This is a genomic window from Rhodococcus sp. 852002-51564_SCH6189132-a (genome assembly GCF_001665495.1).
Lineage (GTDB): Bacteria > Actinomycetota > Actinomycetes > Mycobacteriales > Mycobacteriaceae > Rhodococcus > Rhodococcus pyridinivorans.
The window spans coordinates 36,517-56,764 of the sequence record NZ_LZMJ01000085.1 but is presented as its reverse complement, the minus strand read 5'-3'; the positions used below and the strand labels follow the sequence as shown (position 1 = coordinate 56,764).

The 20,248-nt window shown below is 68.5% G+C and carries 21 protein-coding genes; 11 read left to right on the top strand and 10 right to left on the bottom strand.

Annotated elements, in window-relative coordinates; genetic code table 11:
• Positions 1-26: 26 nt before the first annotated feature.
• Positions 27-1,328, bottom strand: coding sequence for an MFS transporter (locus A5767_RS20960; RefSeq protein WP_033097859.1), 1,302 nt, complete (start codon positions 1,326-1,328; stop codon positions 27-29).
• A gap of 195 nt (positions 1,329-1,523) precedes the next feature.
• Here A5767_RS20960 and A5767_RS20955 point away from each other — a divergent pair, with 195 nt between their 5' ends.
• From A5767_RS20955 to A5767_RS20945, 3 genes are all read left to right on the top strand, one after another.
• Positions 1,524-2,330 carry a CPBP family intramembrane glutamic endopeptidase gene (locus tag A5767_RS20955; RefSeq protein ID WP_006553406.1) on the top strand — a complete coding sequence of 269 codons (807 nt, stop codon included), beginning with the start codon at positions 1,524-1,526 and terminating at the stop codon, positions 2,328-2,330.
• Between the two features lie 223 nt (positions 2,331-2,553).
• Positions 2,554-3,783 (top strand): LCP family protein, encoded by a 1,230-nt coding sequence (locus A5767_RS20950; RefSeq protein ID WP_231913244.1) that lies wholly within the window; start codon positions 2,554-2,556, stop codon positions 3,781-3,783.
• A gap of 140 nt (positions 3,784-3,923) precedes the next feature.
• Positions 3,924-4,469, top strand: a complete 546-nt coding sequence (locus tag A5767_RS20945) for a ferritin (RefSeq protein WP_229568520.1) — start codon at positions 3,924-3,926, stop codon at positions 4,467-4,469.
• Positions 4,470-4,553: 84 nt separating this feature from the next.
• On the opposite strand, the gene A5767_RS20940 is transcribed toward A5767_RS20945, so the two are convergent.
• The 4 genes from A5767_RS20940 to A5767_RS20925 all read right to left on the bottom strand — a co-directional run bounded on the left by A5767_RS20940 (position 4,554) and on the right by A5767_RS20925 (position 7,685).
• Positions 4,554-5,471 (bottom strand): DUF5926 family protein, encoded by a 918-nt coding sequence (locus A5767_RS20940; RefSeq protein WP_064853074.1) that lies wholly within the window; start codon positions 5,469-5,471, stop codon positions 4,554-4,556.
• Positions 5,472-5,533: 62 nt separating this feature from the next.
• Positions 5,534-6,307: a glycerophosphodiester phosphodiesterase gene (locus A5767_RS20935; protein WP_064853073.1), complete on the bottom strand. Its 774-nt coding sequence runs from the start codon at positions 6,305-6,307 to the stop codon at positions 5,534-5,536.
• The gene (locus A5767_RS20930) at positions 6,304-7,359 is read right to left on the bottom strand and encodes a DUF4328 domain-containing protein (protein WP_064853072.1); all 1,056 of its coding nucleotides are present in this window, start codon (positions 7,357-7,359) and stop codon (positions 6,304-6,306) included. The genes A5767_RS20935 and A5767_RS20930 overlap by 4 nt, the downstream gene beginning before the upstream one ends.
• Positions 7,359-7,685 (bottom strand): rhodanese-like domain-containing protein, encoded by a 327-nt coding sequence (locus A5767_RS20925; RefSeq protein WP_006553400.1) that lies wholly within the window; start codon positions 7,683-7,685, stop codon positions 7,359-7,361. The genes A5767_RS20930 and A5767_RS20925 overlap by 1 nt, the downstream gene beginning before the upstream one ends.
• Positions 7,686-7,943: 258 nt before the next feature.
• Here A5767_RS20925 and A5767_RS20920 point away from each other — a divergent pair, with 258 nt between their 5' ends.
• Positions 7,944-8,879, top strand: a complete 936-nt coding sequence (locus A5767_RS20920; RefSeq protein ID WP_064853071.1) for an LLM class F420-dependent oxidoreductase — start codon at positions 7,944-7,946, stop codon at positions 8,877-8,879.
• Positions 8,880-8,910: 31 nt separating this feature from the next.
• Here A5767_RS20920 and A5767_RS20915 read toward each other — a convergent pair whose 3' ends face one another.
• From A5767_RS20915 to A5767_RS20905, 3 genes are all read right to left on the bottom strand, one after another.
• Complete coding sequence (locus A5767_RS20915; RefSeq protein ID WP_442978769.1) at positions 8,911-9,501, bottom strand: Rv1733c family protein; 591 nt, start codon at positions 9,499-9,501, stop codon at positions 8,911-8,913.
• A gap of 156 nt (positions 9,502-9,657) precedes the next feature.
• Positions 9,658-10,326, bottom strand: a complete 669-nt coding sequence (gene msrA / locus A5767_RS20910) for a peptide-methionine (S)-S-oxide reductase MsrA (protein WP_006553397.1) — start codon at positions 10,324-10,326, stop codon at positions 9,658-9,660.
• 9 nt (positions 10,327-10,335) lie between these two features.
• The gene (locus A5767_RS20905; protein WP_033097862.1) at positions 10,336-11,430 is read right to left on the bottom strand and encodes an acyltransferase family protein; all 1,095 of its coding nucleotides are present in this window, start codon (positions 11,428-11,430) and stop codon (positions 10,336-10,338) included.
• Positions 11,431-11,727: 297 nt separating this feature from the next.
• On the opposite strand from A5767_RS20905, the gene A5767_RS20900 reads away from it, so the two are divergent.
• The 7 genes from A5767_RS20900 (at position 11,728) to A5767_RS20870 (ending at position 17,700) form a co-directional block, all read left to right on the top strand.
• Positions 11,728-12,351: a superoxide dismutase gene (locus tag A5767_RS20900; protein ID WP_006553395.1), complete on the top strand. Its 624-nt coding sequence runs from the start codon at positions 11,728-11,730 to the stop codon at positions 12,349-12,351.
• A gap of 232 nt (positions 12,352-12,583) precedes the next feature.
• Positions 12,584-13,117, top strand: a complete 534-nt coding sequence (locus A5767_RS20895) for a hypothetical protein (protein WP_024102643.1) — start codon at positions 12,584-12,586, stop codon at positions 13,115-13,117.
• A 264-nt stretch (positions 13,118-13,381) separates the two neighbouring features.
• Complete coding sequence (locus A5767_RS20890; protein WP_064853069.1) at positions 13,382-14,080, top strand: TMEM165/GDT1 family protein; 699 nt, start codon at positions 13,382-13,384, stop codon at positions 14,078-14,080.
• A 78-nt stretch (positions 14,081-14,158) separates the two neighbouring features.
• On the top strand, positions 14,159-14,662 hold the full coding sequence (locus tag A5767_RS20885; protein WP_006553392.1) for a MarR family winged helix-turn-helix transcriptional regulator: 504 nt from the start codon (positions 14,159-14,161) through the stop codon (positions 14,660-14,662).
• Positions 14,659-15,906 (top strand): MFS transporter, encoded by a 1,248-nt coding sequence (locus A5767_RS20880; RefSeq protein WP_197483284.1) that lies wholly within the window; start codon positions 14,659-14,661, stop codon positions 15,904-15,906. Before A5767_RS20885 ends, A5767_RS20880 begins: the two co-directional genes overlap by 4 nt.
• Positions 15,907-16,036: 130 nt before the next feature.
• Entirely contained in the window at positions 16,037-16,804 is a 768-nt protein-coding gene (locus A5767_RS20875) for an SDR family NAD(P)-dependent oxidoreductase (protein ID WP_006553390.1), read from the top strand.
• 86 nt (positions 16,805-16,890) lie between these two features.
• On the top strand, positions 16,891-17,700 hold the full coding sequence (locus A5767_RS20870; RefSeq protein ID WP_024102640.1) for an alpha/beta hydrolase: 810 nt from the start codon (positions 16,891-16,893) through the stop codon (positions 17,698-17,700).
• Here the strand turns inward: A5767_RS20870 and A5767_RS20865 are convergent.
• Complete coding sequence (locus A5767_RS20865) at positions 17,684-18,442, bottom strand: IclR family transcriptional regulator (RefSeq protein WP_006553387.1); 759 nt, start codon at positions 18,440-18,442, stop codon at positions 17,684-17,686. The two genes, A5767_RS20870 and A5767_RS20865, sit on opposite strands and share 17 nt — an antisense overlap.
• On the bottom strand, positions 18,439-19,953 hold the full coding sequence (locus A5767_RS20860; protein ID WP_064853067.1) for an APC family permease: 1,515 nt from the start codon (positions 19,951-19,953) through the stop codon (positions 18,439-18,441). The genes A5767_RS20865 and A5767_RS20860 overlap by 4 nt, the downstream gene beginning before the upstream one ends.
• Positions 19,954-20,248 lie beyond the last annotated feature (295 nt).

The following is a 20,248-nucleotide window of genomic DNA, read 5'->3' as shown; positions in this document are numbered from 1 at the left end:
CGCGGCGGCAGGGATCATCCGAATGATCAGACCTTCTGCAGGTCGATACCCTTCGTCTCCTTCATGATCAGCGCAGCGATGCCGGTCGCGACGCACAGCACCATGATGTAGACCCCGAAGACCCAGCCGATGTCCCAGCCGGTGAGCAGCTGGTTCAAGTAGGGCGCAGTGCCACCGAAGACCGCCACCGAGAAGGAGTAGGCGAAGCCGATGGCCTGGGTACGCAGGCGGGTCGGGAAGCTCTCCGACAGGGTGCACGACAGGATCGCGCCCGGGATCGACACGATGAGCAGGGCGAGAGTGGTCGACACGAGCAGCGTCCACCCGGCCGACGTGATCATCGACGTCAGCGGGATCTGCAGCGCGAACATGAGAACCGCGAAGCCGCCGAGCATCGGGCGCCGGCCGATCCGGTCGGAGAGCAGACCCCAGAAGGGCAGCGACACCAGCGCGATGACCTGGGCGATGACGAGCATCCAGTAGGCGGTGTCGGCGTCCATGCCCTTCTGCGTGATCGCGTACGTCGAGACGTACGAGGTCCACGTGTAGTGCGCCGCCGTGACACCCGAGGTCATGCCGATCATCAGCAGGATCGCACGCACGACCACCTTGCGCGGGATGCGCGGTTCGTCGACCCGGGTCTCCTGCTGGTCGAAGACCTCGCTCTCCTCCATGCTGCGTCGCAGGTAGAGGGCGAACAGTGCCAGGAAGAAGCCGAGGAGGAACGGCACGCGCCATCCCCATTCGCCCACGGCGCTCTCGGAGAGTGTCGAGGTGACCGCTCCGCCGATCGTGTACGCCAACACGGAACCACCGAAGATCGCGACGAAGGCGACGCTGCCCCACATGCCGCGGCGATGCGGCGGCGCGATCTCGCTGACGTACGAGTAGGCGGTCGCCGACTCGCCACCGTGCGCGAAGCCCTGCACCACGCGTGCGAGCAGCAGGAGCACCGACGCCCACACGCCGATCGACGAGTAGGTGGGCATGAGCCCGATGACGAGGCTGCCACCGGCCATCATGAGCATGGTCGTGACGAGCACGAACTTGCGGCCGCGCTTGTCGGCGATGCGGCCGAACACGATGCCACCGAGCGGTCGCATCAGGAATCCGACGGCGAAGACCGCGAGTGTGGACAGCAATGCCGAGACCGGATTGTCGCTGTTGAACATCGCTGCGGCGATGAACGGAGCGAACACAGCGTAGGCGCTCCACTCGTACCACTCGAGGATGTTGCCCACGGAGCTGGCGAGAAGAGACTTCTTCTTCGATGCGAGAGTCACCGAAGTTGTTGCAACAGAATTCTTCTCAGGTGTTTCGATGTTCATGTCCCTACTTCCGGGTCGCAGATTCCCCTCGGCCCCCAAGGCCCCTATCCGCACCCGAGCGATCGATCGGTCGGGCGATGTGAAGTGTGATGGGTCACATGGACCGCTGTCAAATTGGACACATCACCGCGAACCGGTGGGGTGCCTCTCCGCGGCGAAGGGACCGGCCACGCAGGGTCCGGCACAATCGCTCCGGTGACGACCCTTCGCGACTGGCTGCGGCCCGCATCCCGCAACCCCGAGCCGCCCCTCGACCCCACCGAGCGCCGCGCGCTGTGGATCGAGATCACCATCGTCCTGCTCGTCACCTTCGGCCTGAGCGGGATCTCGTCGATCCTGTCGCTGGCCGAGGCGGCGCTGGCACCAGAACCGCTGTCGGATCAGACCGTCGCCCTCAACACGCCACGCTCGTCGCAGGGGTTCATCGATCTCGCCCGCCAACTCCTCGGCATCGTGCGCCTGCTCGCCTGGGGTGCCCTCGGCCTGTACCTGCTCTGGCGCAGCGGTGTCGGACCGCGACTCGCGGGCCTCGCCCGACCCGGTCTGCGCCGGGACCTGCTGCCCGGCCTGGGGCTGGCCGCCCTGATCGGACTCCCCGGACTGGTGCTGTACCTGGTGGCGCGGGCCGCCGGCCTGAACCTGACGGTCGCGCCGAGCCTGCTCGAGGACTACTGGTGGCGACTGCCCACCGAGGTGCTGTGGGCGATCGCCAACTCCGGGGCGGAGGAGATCCTGGTCGTCGCCTATCTCCTCACCCGCCTGCGGCAGCTCGGCTGGTCGGAGAATTCGTCGTTGCTCGCCTCCGCCCTGCTGCGCGGCAGCTACCACCTCTACCAGGGCGTCGGCGGCGGGTTCGGCAACGTCGTCATGGGCCTGGTCTTCGGGCGCTACTGGCAGCGCACCGGCCGGTTGTGGCCGCTCGTGATCGCCCACGCGCTCATCGACACCATCGCCTTCGTGGGCTACCAAGCACTGAGAGGCCACGTCTCCTGGCTGCCCTGAACGTAGAGTTGTCCGGGTGAACGGCGACCCTCGCGACCCTCGGAACCGGCCGCGGCCTCCGCAGGGACTTCCCCCGCAGGGCCCTCCTGCCCGGCGGGCAGTACCGCCGAACCCGCAGCGCGAGGTGCCACCGCAGCGACGGGGCGCTCCTCCGTCACAGCGACGGGGCGCTCCTCCGTCACAGCGTCGCGGCGGCCCCCCGCCGTCCCCCGAGGGCACCCAGGTGCTCCGGCGCGACGGACGACCGCAGTCACCGCAGGCGTGGTCGCAGGCACCCGCCCCGAACTACCGGCCCGCTCCGCGGCAGGACCGGCAGCAACCGCCCCCGCAGCAACGACGCGACTGGGCACCGACGCAGCGACCCGAACGGATCGCCGACCCCGCCCCGAACCGTCGCCCGCCGCGCGGGAACACACCACCGCCCGCACCCCCGCGACGCCCTGCGGCACCGCCTTCACGACCGGGCCCGCCCTCACGACCGGCACGACGCCGCCCGCTCGGTGCCCGGCGCATCCTGCGGCGACTCGCGATCGTCCTGGTGGTGCTCGTCGTCGCGATGGGCGCGAGCATGGTCTACCTCGACGGCACACTCGCGCGCGTCGATGCGCTCGCCGATTACGACGGCCGGGTCGGCGACACCCCCGGCACGAACTGGCTGCTCGTCGGCTCCGACAGCCGCGTGGGCCTCACCCCCGAGCAGGAACAGGAACTCGCGACCGGCGGGGAGGTCGGCGCCGACCGCACCGACACGGTGCTGCTCGTCCACATCCCGCCCGGTGGGGGCGCCACGACGATGATCTCGCTGCCCCGCGATTCCTACGTGAGCGTCCCGGGCTTCGGCCAGGACAAGCTCAACGCGTCGTTCGCGTTGGGCGGACCGCAACTGCTCGTGCAGACGGTCGAGGGCGCCACGGGCGTGCACATCGACCACTACGCCGAGATCGGCTTCGGCGGGTTCGCGTCGATCGTCGACGCGGTCGGCGGGGTCGACATCTGCGTGCCCTATCCGATCGACGACCCCCTCGCCGGACTCAGGCTCGAACCGGGATGCCAGGAGCTCAACGGAGCGCAGGCCCTGGGCTTCGTGCGCACCCGCGCCACCCCGCTCGCCGACCTGGACCGGATGAACAACCAGCGCCTGTTCCTGTCGGCGCTGCTGAGCAAGGCCACCAGTCCCGGCACCTTCCTGAACCCCTTCCGGGCATGGTCGCTGATGTCGGGTGCGGCCGGGTCGCTACGGGTCGACGACGGCGACCACCTGTGGAACCTCGCACGACTCGCGTGGGCGATGCGCGGCGAGACGGTCACCACGACGGTTCCGGTGGGCGGATTCGACGACGTCTACGGCATCGGCAACGTCTTGCTGTGGGATCGTGAGCGCGCCGTGCCGTTCTTCGGAGCCATCTCGGAGGGCGACCCGATCCCGCCGGAACTGCTCGCTCCGGCCCCCTGACGGACGCCGCGAATCGTCGTCGATCTTGGGGAAGGCTGTCCGAATTTTCCGTAGGGTAGCCGATGCTGCGTTGCCCAAGGGTAGCCAAGGCTTGGATGAAAAGCGCGTTGACCTGCACTAACGTCGTGATCATGACGACGATGGGCGACATGACCAAGACCAAGTTCCACACGCTGCTGCACGACCAGATCCGCCACGAGTTCACGGCGTCGCATCAGTACATCGCCATCGCGGTCTTCTACGACAACACCGATCTCCCGCAGCTGGCGAAGCACTTCTACGCGCAGGCCGTCGAGGAGCGCAACCACGCCATGATGATCGTCCAGTACTTCCTGGACCGCGACATGGCCGTCGACCTCACCGGCGTCGACGCGGTGCAGTCGATGTTCGAGGATGCCCGCGAGCCGATCGCGCTGGCCCTCGCCCAGGAGAAGAAGGTCACCGACCAGATCGTCGAACTCGCCCGCACCGCGCGCGACGAGGGCGACTACCTCGGCGAGCAGTTCATGCAGTGGTTCCTGCAGGAACAGGTCGAGGAGGTTGCGACGATGACGACCCTGTTGACCGTGGCCGACCGTGCCGGTTCCAACCTCTTCAACCTCGAGGACTTCGTGGCCCGCGAGCTCAACTCGAAGGTGCGCGAGCCGCGCGGCAATGCCCCGCTCGCCGCCGGCGGCGCCATCTGATCGTTCCTCCATCCGGGGACAGCCCACCCGGAACGACGAAGGCCACCTCCCGCAGGAGGTGGCCTTCGTGCTGTCGTGAGCGGGTCAGCGCAGGGTGACCTGGCGGCTGCGCAGGCCGTCGCGCGACCGGCGCTCGGCGGCGGTGAGCGGTTCGTCCACGGCGAGGGCCTCGTCGAGGCGCTGCCCGAACTCGATGGTCGGGGTGACCCATTCGTCGGGGTGCTTCTCGCGGTCGAGGTCGAAGACCGGCACCAGCAGACCGTGGGTGCGGAACGAACCAGCGAACCGCGATCCCTCACCGAGGTGCAGACCGCCCGCCGCGTGCACGCGCGACAGCGCCGCCATCAGCGCGTCCTCGTCCTCGGGGCGCACCCAGCGCAGGTGCGCCTTCTCGCCCGGATCGACCCACCACGCGCCGCGGAGACCGTCGCCTTCGAGACGCACGGACGGCAGCACGGCTTCGTTCGCGTGCTTGACGGTGTGCGCGATCTCGGCGCTCGGTTCGACACCGGCCGGGATCCACCAGTCGAAGTCGTTGTGGACGGTGATCGCCGGCACGGCTGCCGGGTCGATCAGCTCGGCCAACGGCGGGGTGTCGTCGTCGACACTCGCGACCTGCAGCGACGAGCCCGGCTCGGCCGTGTGCGCCCAGTACAGGGCCGCGGCCAGTTCACCCGCCGGGTCCGGGCCGAAGCCGGTGGCGAGCTGCAGGCCGACGTACGCGACCGGCTCACCGTTCTCCTCGCGGACCAGGGCCGCTACCCCGCCGGGGAGGATGGTCGCACCCACGACGCGACGGCCGTCCTCGGCCGCGGGCAGCTCCGCGAGGGCCGACGGCACGAACTCGCGCAGTGCCACGAGATCGCATTCGAAGGCGAGTCCTTCGAAGGGCCGGGACGTCGCGGCGGCCGCTGTTTCCCGCTCGAGTCGGCGCTGCTCGAGCTTCGCGGCGCGGTTGCTGCCGGGCTTGGGTCCGCTGTTTCTCTTGCTCTTCTTGGCCACGGCGTCAAACTACACGGCGACCCGTGTCGCGATGTCGAGGTCGCGGGACCGGGTGGGGGTGCTCACCGATCGAAGGCGGCGTCGAGCTGCAGCTTGGTGCGCCCGGGATGGTTGGTGGCGACCCACTCGACGCCCAGCTCGCGGCACAGTTCGACGTCGGCGGGGTCGTCGACGGTCCAGCAGTAGGTGGCCCGGCCCGACAGCGCAGCCCGGTCGACGAGATCGCGGTGCTCGCGCAGCGTCGCGATCGAGGGACCGACAGCGGTCGCGCCGACGGTGGTCGCGGCACTGCCGCGCAGGTAGCGCGAGGTCTCCCCCAGCAACACGGTGGGCAGCAGCGGCGCGGCCCGGCGGATGCGCCAGACGGCCCCCGCCGCGAACGACATCACCACCACCCGGGAGAAATCGGCCGATGCCGGGGTCGCGAGACCGAAGCGGGCCAGTTCGGCGAGCAGTTTGCTCTCCACGAGACCGCCGTAGCGGACGGGATGCTTGGTCTCGACGAAGACCTTCACCGGGACACTCGTGAAGTCCATGGCGAGTTCGAGCAGTTGCCGCAGCGTGAGCAGGTCGGCGGGCTCGCCGGGGCGTCCGTAGTCGTACTGCGCGAGCTCGTCGAGGGTCATCTCGCTGACGACACCTGTGCCGTTCGAGGTGCGGTCGATCGTGCGGTCGTGCACGCACACGAGGTGACCGTCGCGGGTGAGCCGCACGTCGCATTCGACGCCGTCGGCACCTTCCTTCAACGCGAGCTCGTAGGCGCCGATCGTGTGTTCCGGGAGGGCGGCGGACGCACCGCGATGCGCGACGACCCGGGGATGCGCGCTGCGGGTCACGGCGCCACCGCCTCAACGCGCTCCTCGTCGTCCGCTCGTTCTCCGGCCGATTCCGGAGCGTCGTCCTGTTCTTCGCGGGCCTGTTCCTGCTCGCGCACGGCGGCGGGGACGATGGGCGCGATCGGCGACGAGGCCGGACCTGCCGCGTGGGTGAAGCGGCGACGGCGCAGCGGCCGTCCCCACAGGTCGGCGTCGTCGAACAGGCGCAGGACGTGCAGGGTCGACAGCGCGACGACCGTCCCGAGCGCCGCGAGGACGGCGGTGAGCAGGACGCCGTCGGCGCGGGCCTGCAGGGTGTCGCGCTGACGCCACGCGAGCAGCGCCACCATGAGCACACCGTTGACCACCCACAACACCCACCAGGTGCGGATCGCGCGGAGCAACCGCGGGTCGCGGTCGGCGATCTCGGTGAGGAAGACACCGGGCATCGCGAGGTTGAGGCCCGGAACGACCAGCCCCGCGAGGATGGACAGCGGCGACCGCGACTCGGCGAGACCACGCTCGGCGTAGATGCGCCGGCGCAGGTCGATCAACCGCAATCCGGATGCGACCGCCGCGGCCAGCGCCACGACCGGCCCGACCACCTGGGTCGCCCACACCGCGGCATCCGACAACGCGAGCACGAGCGGGTCGACGAGACGGGTGCGGTTGTACAGCAACACTCCGTACCGGACGGCCTCGGCGACCGCCGCGAGACCGAAGACGACGGCGGCGCCGACGAGCAGCGTCGGCGCGAGGTCGGCGGCGGTCTCGGCGCGATCGGGTTCGACGTCCTCGTCCGGGAGCGGATCGAGCAGTCCCCAGCGGGGCATCTCACGATAGGACGGGGTCTCTGGAGCCGGACACCCGTGCGCAGGCGACGTCGGTTCGGTCGTCGGAGCACCACCCGCGGGTCGCGCGACCCAGCGGAAGTTACGGCGCGACGGAGGAACCGTCCCGTCGGGGGCGACGGGTGAGAGCAGCACACCGCGGCAGGCCGGGCACCACTGCCGCGGCTGATATGTCACCGGCCAGCGATTCTCACAGCGCACACAGATCTGATAGGCCGACATCAATAGATCTTTGCCGGTTCGTCGCGCTCGGAGACGAGCGGGAGTCCGTGCTTCTGCCACGCCACCATGCCGCCCGCGACCTGGAAGGTCTCGTACCCGATGCGGGCCAGGTACTCGACCGCTCCGAGGGAGCGGCCGCCCTGCCTGCAGATCACGTAGATCTCGGCGTCGGGGTCGAGTTCCTCGATGTGGGCGGGCACGTCGGCGAGCGGAATGTGCAGCGCGCCGGGGGCGTGTCCGAGTTCCCATTCGTCGTCCTCGCGGACGTCGAGGAGGACGACCTCGTCGCCGAGTTCGGGTACCAGGTCGACCGACACGGTGGGCACGTCGGAAAAGCTCACGTCTCAATAGTGGCACGCGGCGTGAACGGATGTGGGTGTGGTCGTACCGATACTGTTCCGCAGGTGGGGCAGGTGGGTCTTCCACAACACTCCCCATCAACCCCATCCGCTGGAGTTATCCACAGTTTCCACAGGTTCATCAACAGGCCTATCCACGCATGGGGAATCACGCTCGAGACATCTCACAGTGGACAAGCACCCGCCGATGGCCCGCGCCGGTTCCGTCGCTGAAATGATCGGGTCATGGAATTACGCATCTTCACCGAACCCCAGCAGGGCGCCACCTACGACGACCTCCTCGCCGTCGCACAGACCGCGGAACGACTCGGCTACGGCGCGTTCTTCCGCTCCGACCACTACCTGGCCATGAACGCCGAGGGCCTGCCCGGACCGACGGACGCATGGATCACGCTGGCCGGTCTCGCCCGCGACACGTCGACGATCCGCCTCGGCACGCTCGTCACCTCGGCGACCTTCCGGTACCCCGGCCCGCTCGCGATCTCCGTCGCGCAGGTCGACGCCATGAGCGGCGGACGCGTCGACTTCGGATTCGGAGCCGGCTGGTTCGAGGAGGAGCACCTCGCCTACGGCATCCCCTTCCCCACGCTGAAGGAGCGGTTCGACCGCTTCGAGGAGTCCCTCGCGGTCATCACCGGCCTGTGGGACACCCCCGAGGGCGAGACGTTCTCGTACGAGGGCGAGCACGTGCGGATCGAGAACTCCCCGGCGCTGCCGAAGCCGTACCAGCGTCCCCACCCACCGATCGTCATGGGCGGCGCAGGCAAGAAGCGCACGCCGGCACTGGCGGCGCGCTACGCCGACGAGTTCAACGTGCCGTTCAAGTCGCTGGACGAGACGAAGGTCCTGTTCGAGCGGGTGCGCTCGGCCTGCCGGGATGCCGGACGCGACCCCGAGGAACTGACCTACTCGAACGCACTCGTGCTGTGCTGCGGCCGGGACGAGGACGAGATCGCGCGTCGCGCGGCACGGATCGGCCGTGAGGTCGACGAACTGCGGGAGAACGGACTCGCGGGCACGCCGCAGGAGTTGATCGAAAAGATCCGCACCTTCGCCGAGGCCGGGACGCAGCGCATCTACCTGCAGGTCCTCGATCTCGCCGATCTCGAGCACCTCGAACTGGTGGCGAACGAGGTCATGTCCGCCGTCGCGGATCTCTGACGCGCAGGCGGTGCCTGCAGTCCTAGCCGGGTCAGTGGCTGCTGGTGGAGCCGAGGAACGCTTCGATGTCCCGGCTCCACTCACGGCTGCGCCGCACCTCGAGACGCCAGTGCGCGAGGGCGAACAGCCCGGCCGCGGCGGCGGCGGCGAACGTCCACAACCACACCCCGAACAGCACGGCGGTGAACTTCGCGGCGGAGGTGGTCAGCGGGGGCTGCGTGTATTCGCCGGTGCTCGCCTCGACCCAGACCTGCACCTCGCTGCCCGCGGTCGCGAGACTGTCCACTTGGACGAGCGCGTGGCGCGTCTCGTCGCCCCAACCCCAGGTCGCGGGGGCCGAGGAGATCTTCACGGTCTCGCCCCATCCGGAGGAGTCGCTCAGGGCATCGGCGTCGAGGACGGCCGTGACGCTGACACGTTCGGCGTTCTGCTTCTCGGAGAGTTCGAGCTGGGAGCTCCACATGGTGGCGGACACCCACACCGCGACGGGGATCATGATCGCCATCACGGCGATCATGAGGGTGAAGCAGCGCGCCTCGAGCTTGTCGGTGCGACGCACGAGCGGATCCCGCCTGCGCAGACTTCGCCGTGTACGCCGCAGATACCCCGCTCTGGTCGTCATGTCGGCAAGCCGTCCCTTTCCCCCTCTGGAATGATCCCTTCTTCCAGAATGCGTCCGCCTTCGGGGAAGTTCAAGGAACGCCAACGCATCTCACACTCGCACTGCGAGCGGAGATGTGGTGCGCGACACCGTCGAACCCTGAGGCCCGACGCTCTCTCAGGCGCCGAGGCCCACCGGGCAACTCACGCCGGTGGCGTGGACGGGGCAGTAGCCGTTGGGATTCTTCGCGAGGTACTGCTGGTGGTAGTCCTCCGCGTAGTAGAACTGCGTGAGCGGGGCGATCTCCGTGGTGATCTGCCCGTATCCGGCGTCGGCCAGTCGCTTGCCGAACGCTTCGGCCGTGGCCTCGGCGACCTCGATCTGCGTCTCGTCGTGGGTGTAGATCGCCGAGCGGTACTGGGTGCCGTGGTCGTTGCCCTGCCGCATGCCCTGGGTGGGGTCGTGGTTCTCCCAGAACTGCTGCAGGATGTGTTCGTAGCCGATCACCTTCGGGTCGAAGACGACGAGCACCACCTCGGTGTGCCCGGTCCGGCCGGAACACACCTCCTCGTAGGTGGGGTTGGGGGTGTAGCCGCCGGAATAGCCGACCGCGGTCGAGTAGACGCCGTCGAGCTGCCAGAACTCCTTCTCGGCGCCCCAGAAGCAACCCATGCCGACGACTGCGGCCTGCAGGCCCTCGGGGAAGGGGGGAACGATGCGGTTGCCGTTGACGTAGTGGGTCTCGGGGACGGGCAGCGGTTCGGCGCGACCGGGGAGCGCGTCCTCGCGCGTCACCATCTGCGACTTCGAACCTGCACGGGCGAGGATCTCGTCGAACCAGGACATGACCCGATGCTACGCGCGGGTCGGAGCGACAGTCCGTTCGTCGGAAGCGACCTGCTTCGGCGCGAGCCAGCGGCTCTTGATCCAGTGCGCAGCCGGAACCTCGACGCTGCGGTACAGCACCTCGGCGACGAGACCGCAGCCGATCAGCAGCAGCACGATCGCCGCGGTCGTGCCGACGATGCCCACGGTGTTCTCGTAGATCCGGTACATCACGAGGGTGTGGGTCAGGTAGATGCAGTAGCTGCGGGTCGCGACCCAGGAGACGACGGTCGAGCGCGCGAGGCGCCCGTCGTACCGCGCGACCAGCACGATCGCCGCGAAGACCACCGTCACCGTCCACAGATAGCGGCTGCCCGACCAGTAGACGTTGATGTCCGTGGCCATCACGATCACCGCGATCTGCGCGAACATCGCCGCCAGCAGGGCGCGCAGCGAAATCAGGCCGGCCCAGCCGAAGTACACGATCTGCCCCAGGAACAAGGTCGGCAGCGTCGACGCGATCTTCGACAGGAACGGCACCGTGTACGGCTCGGGCACGTACAGGTTGTAGAGGAGCACCAGCATGCACAGCACGGCGCCGAGCATCGGCACCGCCACCGGCGCCGTCCGCAGCAGCGACCGTCCCGCCACGCACCACAGGTAGAACGAGATCTGTGCGGCGAGCGTCCACACCACGCCGAGCACGATCACCTGTGGTTTCAGGAAGAACGCAGCCAGGAAGAAGGACAGGAACGCCTCGGAGACCGACACCGTGGTGTGGCCGCTGAAGGTGCCGTTGATGCCGAGCCACACGAGCACGACCGCGGCGAGGATCGCCACCCAGAAGGCCGGCAGGAGCCGCGCGGCCCGGGCGATGAGGAACTTCCGGCGGTCCTGCCGGATCGCGGACCGGGTGACGAGCATGCCCGTGAGCATCATGAACGCCGTCACCCCGACGGACGACAGGTGCTGGTTGAGGCCGGCGCCCTTGACGAGTACCTCGTAGGTGAGGTCGATGCCCCACCAGCCCGTCCCGAGGTCGTCGATCAGGTAGAAGGCGATGTGGGAGTAGAGCACGGCCGCGACCGCGACGAACCGGACGACATCGACGCCCGGCAGATCCACACGCGGTGCATCGGCCCCGCGTGTCGGTTCGTTCAGGAAGGGCCGAAACACGCGCCAATGTTAAGGTCCCGTTCACGCAGCCGTTGCCGACGGTCCCGATATCCGACTGTTTGCGCTGGTGAGAGCTATTTTCCGGACGCGTGGGCCGTTCCGGGTGCTCTCCGACACAGTCGCGGTCCGATCGTGTCCGCATTACGGGGAATGTTGCGGACGGTGTAGTTATGGACTTGGGTGGAAACCCGAGAAGGTACGGAATAACTGCACGGGCCGGACGGCCCGGTGAAGAAGGGACCCTTCGTGGCTGAATACACACTTCCGGACTTGCCCTACGACTACGCAGCGCTCGAGCCGCACATCTCGGCGAAGATCATGGAGCTGCACCATTCGAAGCACCACGCCACCTACGTCGCCGGTGCGAACACCGCTCTCGAGAAGCTGGCCGAGGCCCGCGAGAACGGCACCATGGCGGCCCAGGCGACCAAGCTCGAGAAGGACCTCGCCTTCCACCTGGGTGGTCACACCAACCACTCCGTCTTCTGGAACAACCTCTCCCCCGAGGGTGGCGACAAGCCCGAGGGTGAGCTCGCTGCTGCGATCGACGATGCCTTCGGTTCGTTCGACAAGTTCCGCGATCACTTCTCCGCGAACGCGAACTCCATCCAGGGCTCCGGCTGGTCGATCCTCGCGTGGGATTCGATCGGACAGCGTCTGATCATCGTCCAGCTGTACGACCAGCAGGGCAACATCCCGATCGGCCTGACCCCGCTGCTCATGCTCGACATGTGGGAGCACGCCTTCTACCTGCAGTACCAGAACGTCAAGGCCGACTACGTCAAGGCCTTCTGGAACATCGTCAACTGGGCGGACGTGCAGGCTCGCTTCGAGCGCGCTCGCACCGCCACCTCGGGCCTGATCGTCTAGTACGGATCGGTCATACAGGTCGCGAGACCGACAGCGAGGGCGCCGGGACACCGGCGCCCTTCGTCGTCTCCGGGCCTGGTCTTTCCTATCCGCTACAGGAATCGCTATCCGCCGCAGCAATTGCCGAGGCGGATAGCAAGAGGTGTAGCGGCAGTGCTGGCACTCGACACCTCTTGTGTGCCAACGAAGAAAACGGGCATTCTCCCCTTACCGACCGAGAGGGAGGAGTGGGATGAACGCCGAGGAACACAGCCGCATCGAGCTGTCCGCATTCCAGTCCGCCGGGTCGCTTCGAGGTTTCGTCGTCTCGGGCAGATGGCCCGCGACCACCCGCGAATGGGCCCAGGTGCTGGCGATGACGGTGCGGATCGCGTCGCTGCCGGGACTGCTGCCCACCTCGACGGTGTTCGGGGTCAAAGAAGAACTGCCCGACGACCCCGAGCCCGGAACCGTGGGCCTCGTGGTCGCCGAAGGTCCGGTGCTCGGCGAGCGTGCCGTGCAGCCCGGACGGTTCGCCGAGCATCAGCCGCCGGCACTGATCATGCTGCATCCGCCGTCGGAGACGACGCCGTCACTGCCGGAGAACGCCGGCGCCGCCTCGGGCTGCGTGCTGCTCCCCGGGATCCCACATCTCGGGCTCGAGCATCGCGCCGCGTGGGTCGAGGCCGAACCGGACGGCACGGTGACGGCACTGGTCAGCAAGGTGGGAGTGGATCCGGGCAACGACCCCGACACCGCGATTCTGGCCATGCTGCTCGCTTCGTGAGGGCGCCCTGAAAACGAGAGTTCGGTTCTCCGAAAGTTAGCATTGCCTTTACAGAATTCGGTTCGCCGGGCTAACGTTGTCGTCGGCGAAGGGGAGTAGCCCCCAATCGCAGGGTCGACATACTGGCGGCGCCCGACAACGGCACTGCCCGGCCCCGCGGACCGGATCATCCTCCGGTGGGCGAGACCTTCGGCCGCTGGTCGCACCGTGCGTCCGGCGTCCGGAGGAAGCCCCGTTTCCTCCATACGAAAGGAGGAAACGCATATGTGGTCCGCGCTCGTCTTGTCCTTCGCAGTCGTCTTCGTCGCCGAACTCGGCGACAAATCCCAGCTCATGGCGATGACCTTCGCCCTGCGGTATCACTGGTGGGTCGTCCTGTCGGGGATCCTGTTCGCGACCACCGCGGTGCACCTCGTGTCAGTGGCTGTCGGGCACTATCTGGGTGTCGCGATCCCCGCGACCGCCATCTCCATCGTCGGCGGCATCGCCTTCCTGATCTTCGGCGCGTGGACGCTGCGCGGCGACTCCCTCGACGACGACGAGCAATCCAAGGCCGGACGCGTCGCGCGCTCCGCCTTCCTCGCCGTGACCTCGGCGTTCTTCCTCGCCGAACTCGGCGACAAGACGATGCTCGCGACCATCACGCTCGCGACCGACAACAACTGGGCCGGGGTGTGGATCGGGTCCACCGTCGGCATGGTCGCCGCCGACGCGCTGGCCATCGTCATCGGTGCCGTGTTCGGCCGGCATCTTCCCGACAACGCCATTCGCTACGGTGCTTCCGCCCTGTTCTTCGGCTTCGGCGCGTGGATGCTCGGCGACGGCCTGTTCCCGGCGACCGGCGTCGTCGGACCGATCGCCGGCGCGGTGGCCCTGCTGCTGTCCGTCGCCGCGATGGTGGTCGTCCGCCGGCGCGCCCGCCGTATCACGGAGGACGAGGCCCCGGCGCTCATGCGTCCCTGATCACCGTTCCGAACAGTGTCTTTCCACTCTGCACAGGAGTATGCTTGCCGATAGGCAAATAAATTCGGAGGTGGTTCCATGTCTGAACTCACGGACAGCACCCCTCGATCCGAAACTCCTCCGTTCGACGCGGAAGACGTCCATCGTCTGCGTATCGCGATCGGACGGATCTCCCGCCGCATGGGCATGTTCGCCTCGGAGGAAGGGCTGACGCGTTCGCAGTCGACCCTCCTCACGACCGTCGCCCGCCACGAGACGATCGGAGTCCGCGACCTCGCGGAGATCGAAGGGCTCAACCCCACCATGTGTTCGCGCATGGTGGGCAAACTCGAAGACGCCGGGTTGCTCACCCGGTCCCCCGACACCGACGACAAGCGTGTCGTCCGCGTCCACATCACTCCCGCCGGTGCCGCACTCTCGGCGGAACTGCGCGACCGCCGCACCGCCCTGTTCGCCCGTCACCTCACCGAACTGAGCGACCGGCACCTCGAAGCTCTGCACGACGCACTGCCCGCCCTCGAGGCACTCTCGCAGCGCGTCGCCGATTCACCGCGCCCCTCCGCCGAGAGGGGTCGCCCGTGACAATGCTCGCCGACATCAGAGGACAGACCTTCGCCGCCCTGCGCGGCCCCAACTTCCGCCTCTACATCAGCGGCCAGGCCGTCTCGCTCATCGGCACGTGGATGCAGACGGTCGCGCAGTCGTGGCTCGTCCTGCAGCTCACCGGCTCCGCGACCGCCATCGGCATCGTGCTCGCACTGCAGACCGTGCCGATGCTGCTGCTCGGCCCCTACGGCGGCGTGGTCGCCGACCGCTCCGACAAACGCCGGCTCATGATCGGGTTGCAGACCCTCATGGGTGTGCAGGCCCTGATCCTGGGGCTGCTCGTCGTCACCGACACGATCGCCCTGTGGCACGTCTACGTCCTGGCGGTCGCGCTCGGCCTCAACCAGTGCTTCGAGAACCCCGCCCGACAGTCGTTCATGCTCGAACTGGTCGGTCCGGAGGATCTGCGGAACGCCGTGAGCCTGCAGTCGGTCCTCGCCTCGTGCTCCCGCATGATCGGCCCGGCCGTCGCCGGCCTGGTCATCGCCGCGGGCGGACTCGGCGTGTGCTTCCTGCTCAACGCCGCGAGCTTCGTCGCCGTCGTCACCTCCTTGCTGCGACTCGACGTCTCCCGGCTCCAGCGCTCCCCCGCCGCCGCCCGCGCGAAGGGACAACTGCGTGAGGGTTTCGCCTACGTCCGCAGCACGCCCGACCTGGCCGTCCCGCTGTCGATGATGGCGCTCGTCGGATGTCTGGCCTTCGAGTTCCAGGTGGTTCTGCCGGTCCTGGCCGACCACACCTTCGCTGCCGGTGCCGGGGCCTACGGCTTCCTTACCGCCGCGATGGGCGCCGGATCGGTGGTGGGGGGCCTCGCCGTCGCCACCTGGGGTCGCACCGGAACCCGGCCGCTGATACTCACCTCCCTCGCGTTCGGCATCGCCATGACGGTCGCCGCCGCGGCCCCGAACCTGACCACGCTCATCGTGCTCATGGTGATCGTGGGCGCACTGAGCGTGACGTTCACGTCCACCACCAACAGTTCGCTGCAACTCGCCTCCGCGCCGACGATGCGCGGACGGGTGATGGCCCTGTGGTCGGTCGCCTTCCTCGGCTCCACGGCCATCGGCGGTCCCATCGCCGGATGGGTCTGCGAGCAGTGGGGTGGCCGGGCCGGATTGCTGCTCGGTGCCGTCGCGTGTCTCGTCGCCGCGGCGATGGGAGTCGTCGCACTGCGCCGCCGGACCGCGACCCCCGCGGAACCCGCGGCCGTGACCGGTTAGGGTTCGTGACGAACGACACTCACACGCCGTAGGGCTCTGTGAGAGAACCCGACGGAGTCGGACTCGGTGCCAACGAGCCCGAACCCGTCGGGTTCACGCAGCCCTCGGCTCGGGACAGGAGATACGAACAGTGGAGATTCAGGGATCCGCCGCACTGGTGACCGGCGCCGCATCCGGTCTCGGCGCCGCAACCGCACGCCGTCTCGCCGACGCCGGAGCCACCGTCTTCGGCCTCGACCTGCAGCAGTCCATCGACCGCGTCGGCGATGCCGCACCCGCGGGTGTCACGCTCCTCGCCACCGACGTGACCAGCGGCGACGAGGTGCAGGCCGCCGTCGACCGCATCGTCGAGTCGGGTGTTCCGCTGCGCATCGTCGTCAACTGCGCCGGTGTCGGCTGGGCCGGCCGCATCCTGTCGAAGAACGGCCCGCACGACCTCGAGCTGTTCCGCACGGTCATCACCGTCAACCTGCTCGGCACCTTCAACGTCATGCGCCTCGCGGCCGACGCGATCTCCAAGACCGAGACGGTCGACGAGTCGGGTCAGCGCGGCGTCGTCATCAACACCGCCTCGGTGGCGGCGTTCGAGGGCCAGATCGGTCAGATCGCGTACTCCGCGTCGAAGGGTGGCGTGCACGGCATGACCGTCCCCGCCGCACGCGACCTCGCGCAGTTCGGCATCCGCGTCAACACCATCGCCCCCGGCATCGTCGACACCCCGATGCTCGCCGGTGTCACCGAGGAGTACCGCAAGGGCCTCGAGGCCGGTGTGCCGTTCCCGTCGCGGCTCGCCCAGCCCGCCGAGTACGCGCAGCTCGCGCAGATGATCGTCGAGCACGACTACCTCAACGGTGAGACCATCCGCATGGACGGCGCGCTGCGCATGGCGCCGCGGTAACCCTTCCTCCGGTAACCCCGCCTCTTCCGTGCGCGTTTCCGGCAGTTCCGGCTGCCGGGAACGCGCACATGCGTTAGACCGGACCCATGCGGATCGTTCTCGCCGTGGTGCTCGTCGTCGCGCTCGTCGGCGTCGCCGGGTGGGCGCTGCAACGACGCCTGATCTACCTGCCCGACAGCTCCACTCCCCCGTCCGCCGCGACCGTCCTGCCCGGTGCGGAGGACGTCGTGCTCACCACCTCCGACGGTCTCGCGCTCGACGCCTGGTTCGTGCCCGGTCGCGCTCCCGACGGCCCCGGAGCCGGCTTCACGGTTCTCCTCGCTCCCGGTAACGGCGGCAACCGACTCGGCCGCGTCGACACCGCCGCCGACCTCGCCGCGGCGGGTTTCTCGACGCTCCTGTTCGACTACCGCGGGTACGGCGGCAATCCCGGCGCCCCCACCGAGGAGGGTCTCGCCGCCGACGCCCGCGCGGCCCTCGAGCATCTCCGTTCACGCGACGACGTCGACCCCGCCCGGGTGCTGTACTTCGGGGAGAGCCTCGGCTGCGCCGTGGTCACCGCGCTCGCCGTCGACGAACCTCCCGCCGGGATGCTGCTGCGCTCGCCGTTCACCGATCTCGCCGCCGTGGCCCGGCACCACTATCCCTTCGTGCCCGCCGCACTGTTGAAGGACGAGTTCCCCGTCGCCGAACTCGTCGGCCACATCGACGTGCCGATCACGGTCGTCTACGGCACCGCCGACAGCATCGTCCCGCCGGCCCAGAGCTCGGCAGTCGCCGATGCCGCCCGATGGCTGCACGAGCGGGTCGAGCTCGACGGTCTCGAACACAACGATCCGCCGATGTTCGGCGCGCCCGTGGTGGACGCACTGATCCGGCTCAGAGCAGGCCTGTGAGCCTGGCGGAGCCGTCGACGAGGAATCTCACCAGATCGGGATCGGGTTGCACCTTCGCGGCCGACCCGTGCAGGTACAGGCCGCCGACGACGAAGGACGACGAGTCGCGGATCGGGACGGCCAGCGCCGCCCTGCCCAGCCGGGTCTCCTGGCACTCCTTCGCGTAACCGGACGAGATGATGTCGCGCAGCTCCCGCGCCAGCGACTCGCGCTCGCACATCGTGAACTCGGTGAGCCGGCGAAACTCGGCATCCGGAGCCGCCCCCGGCACGTGTGCCAGCATCAGCTTGCCGATGGCATTGGCGTGCAACGACTTCGACAGCGTGGTGATGGCGACGATCTCGTGGTCCGGATCCTGGTCGACGAAGCGGAGCCGGCTCCCGGCGAAGGACGCGACGTGCAATCCGAAACGCGTGCACCCCCGCAGGTCCTCCATCACGTCGTGGAGCGACTCGGACGGGGTGGATTCCGCTGCGGCCTGGGCGAGTTCGGCGGTGCGACGACCGAGCGCGAAACCCGACAGGTCGGGGACACGCACGAGATAGCCGTCCGCGACGAGCAGGTTCAGCATCCGGTAGGCGGTGGCGGGAGGCACTCCGGCGAACGCGGCGATCTCCTTGGCGGTGGTGCCGGGACCGAGCTGTGCGACGGCCTCGAGCATCCCCAGCGCCTTCTGCACGGCGTGGGGTTGTCGTCCTCCGAAAGTAGTCTCGGAGGACCGGATCGGCACGTGGGCGGTCACATCCGCTCCTCCTGTATGCCCCCCGTGACGATCCGCGGCCGCCCGTGCTCGTCGAGGACCAGTGTCCCCGCACCCGGCAGCAGATCCGAGGTCTCGACGGTGTCGAATGCTCCGATCGTCGCGAGGCTCTGCGGGCGGAGCCGGCGCAGCACCGCGCGCCAGACGGGTCCCGACACCAGGAGCGCGACGAGCGCCACCGGCACGACGAGCAGCGAGTGCGTGACCCCGTCGACGGCCGTGGCCACCAGCAGACCACCACCGAGCAACGCGACGAACACCGCCGCGACCCGCGTCCACGTGGTGTCCTCACCGATGCGGTGCAGGAACCGCAGGGATGCCACCGCGACCAGCGTGTACGCCGCGACCAGCGCGACCTCGACGACACCGTCGAAGACGGACGAATCCGCTTCCGCCACCAGGGTGTACAGGACGGCACCCGCGACACTCACCGCGACGAACGTCGTCACCGCGAGGTAGGGGGTGCGCAGGGTGCCGTGTACGCGGGCCAGAGCGGACGGCAGCACCCGTTCGACACCCATCGAGTACAGGAGCCTCGAGCCTGCCTGTGCGCAGCCGAGTGTCGACGCGAACCACGAGCACGCCATGCCCGTCTTCACGGCGAGCACGACCACCCACGACGCACCGGAGTCGACACCGTCGAAATACGCTCCGATGATGAGCGATCCACGCCCGGTCAGCGAGGCGACGGCCGTGAAGACGAACAGCGCCCCGACGACGAGAGGGGTGATCAGCACCGTCCGGCTGACCGTGACGAGCGGCCGACGGGCCTCGGGTCCGAAGAACGCCGCGCTCTCGAATCCGGCCATGGACAGGACGGTCATGAGCGCCAGGAAGGGCAGCAGGCTCAGCGGTGAGACCGGCAGTTCGCTTGTCGTCGTTCCGCCCGCCGGCGCGACCAGCATCGTCGCGACGATCAGTACCAGCGAACACGTTTCGACGAGCAGGATCGCGCGGGTCGCGAACCGCACGCCGCGGATCGCGATCAGGGCGACGACCCCACCGAGCACCGCCGCCGTCACCAGCCACGGTCCCGTCCCCGGAAGATTCAGTCCCACAAGCTCACCGAGATCCAATACTGTGCGTGCTCCCTGGGCCAGCACGGAGATCGAGATGCCGAGATATCCGACGATGAGCGCCGTGCCCGTCACGAGCGCCGCGCGCGTACCGAGTCCCTGGAAGACGAAACTGTAGAGCGAACCCGCCGCGGCCAGGCGTCGCGTGAACTGCGTGATGCACCATGCGACCAGCACGACGACGCCGGTCGTCGCGGCGATGGTGAGCACACCCCCGAGTCCCGGAGCGCTCACGGTCATCCACAGGGCGATGAACACCATTCCGGTTGCGGGAGCGATCGTCGACAGCGACTGCCCGATCAGATCGAGCTGGGACAACTGCCGGCGGCCGAGCGCATGCAGGGGTGAGCGCACGTGATCCCCGGTGGGTTCCGCGTCCTGCGCGCGGTCGATCGCCGCCCGGAGTGCTGACGTCACGGCCGTGGTCCTTTCACTGGATTCGTCCGGACGCTAACCCCGTTCTGTTACAGCCGCATTACCTGCGCGAACACGACGTGCCGTCCAAGTGGGAATCCGCTCGCAGAGGCGATGCGAGGTGCATCACGCCACCGCCTTCCGCGCGGACTCGGGCGAACGCAAAACCCCACGTCGCCGAGCCCCGACGTCCCTGAATTCGAAGGCTCGCGTTCTCGTTCAGGGTGTCCCCGTTCGTTCCTCCGGCGTCGCACGCCCGACTCGAGACCGCAGCAGGATGTGTCCATCCCCACCTGCG

Bases quoted from the DNA above. Each gene is read 5' to 3' on its own strand.
- A5767_RS20895 (WP_024102643.1), top strand. From the start codon at position 12,584: ATGAACGCCGAGGAACACAGCCGCATCGAGCTGTCCGCATTCCAGTCC.
- A5767_RS20915 (WP_442978769.1), bottom strand. From the start codon at position 9,501: ATGACGACCAGAGCGGGGTATCTGCGGCGTACACGGCGAAGTCTGCGC.
- A5767_RS20945 (WP_229568520.1), top strand. From the start codon at position 3,924: ATGGGCGACATGACCAAGACCAAGTTCCACACGCTGCTGCACGACCAG.
- msrA (WP_006553397.1), bottom strand. From the start codon at position 10,326: ATGTCCTGGTTCGACGAGATCCTCGCCCGTGCAGGTTCGAAGTCGCAG.
- A5767_RS20960 (WP_033097859.1), bottom strand. From the start codon at position 1,328: ATGAACATCGAAACACCTGAGAAGAATTCTGTTGCAACAACTTCGGTG.
- A5767_RS20930 (WP_064853072.1), bottom strand. From the start codon at position 7,359: ATGTCGGCCTATCAGATCTGTGTGCGCTGTGAGAATCGCTGGCCGGTG.
- A5767_RS20890 (WP_064853069.1), top strand. From the start codon at position 13,382: ATGTGGTCCGCGCTCGTCTTGTCCTTCGCAGTCGTCTTCGTCGCCGAA.
- A5767_RS20885 (WP_006553392.1), top strand. From the start codon at position 14,159: ATGTCTGAACTCACGGACAGCACCCCTCGATCCGAAACTCCTCCGTTC.
- A5767_RS20870 (WP_024102640.1), top strand. From the start codon at position 16,891: ATGCGGATCGTTCTCGCCGTGGTGCTCGTCGTCGCGCTCGTCGGCGTC.
- A5767_RS20920 (WP_064853071.1), top strand. From the start codon at position 7,944: ATGGAATTACGCATCTTCACCGAACCCCAGCAGGGCGCCACCTACGAC.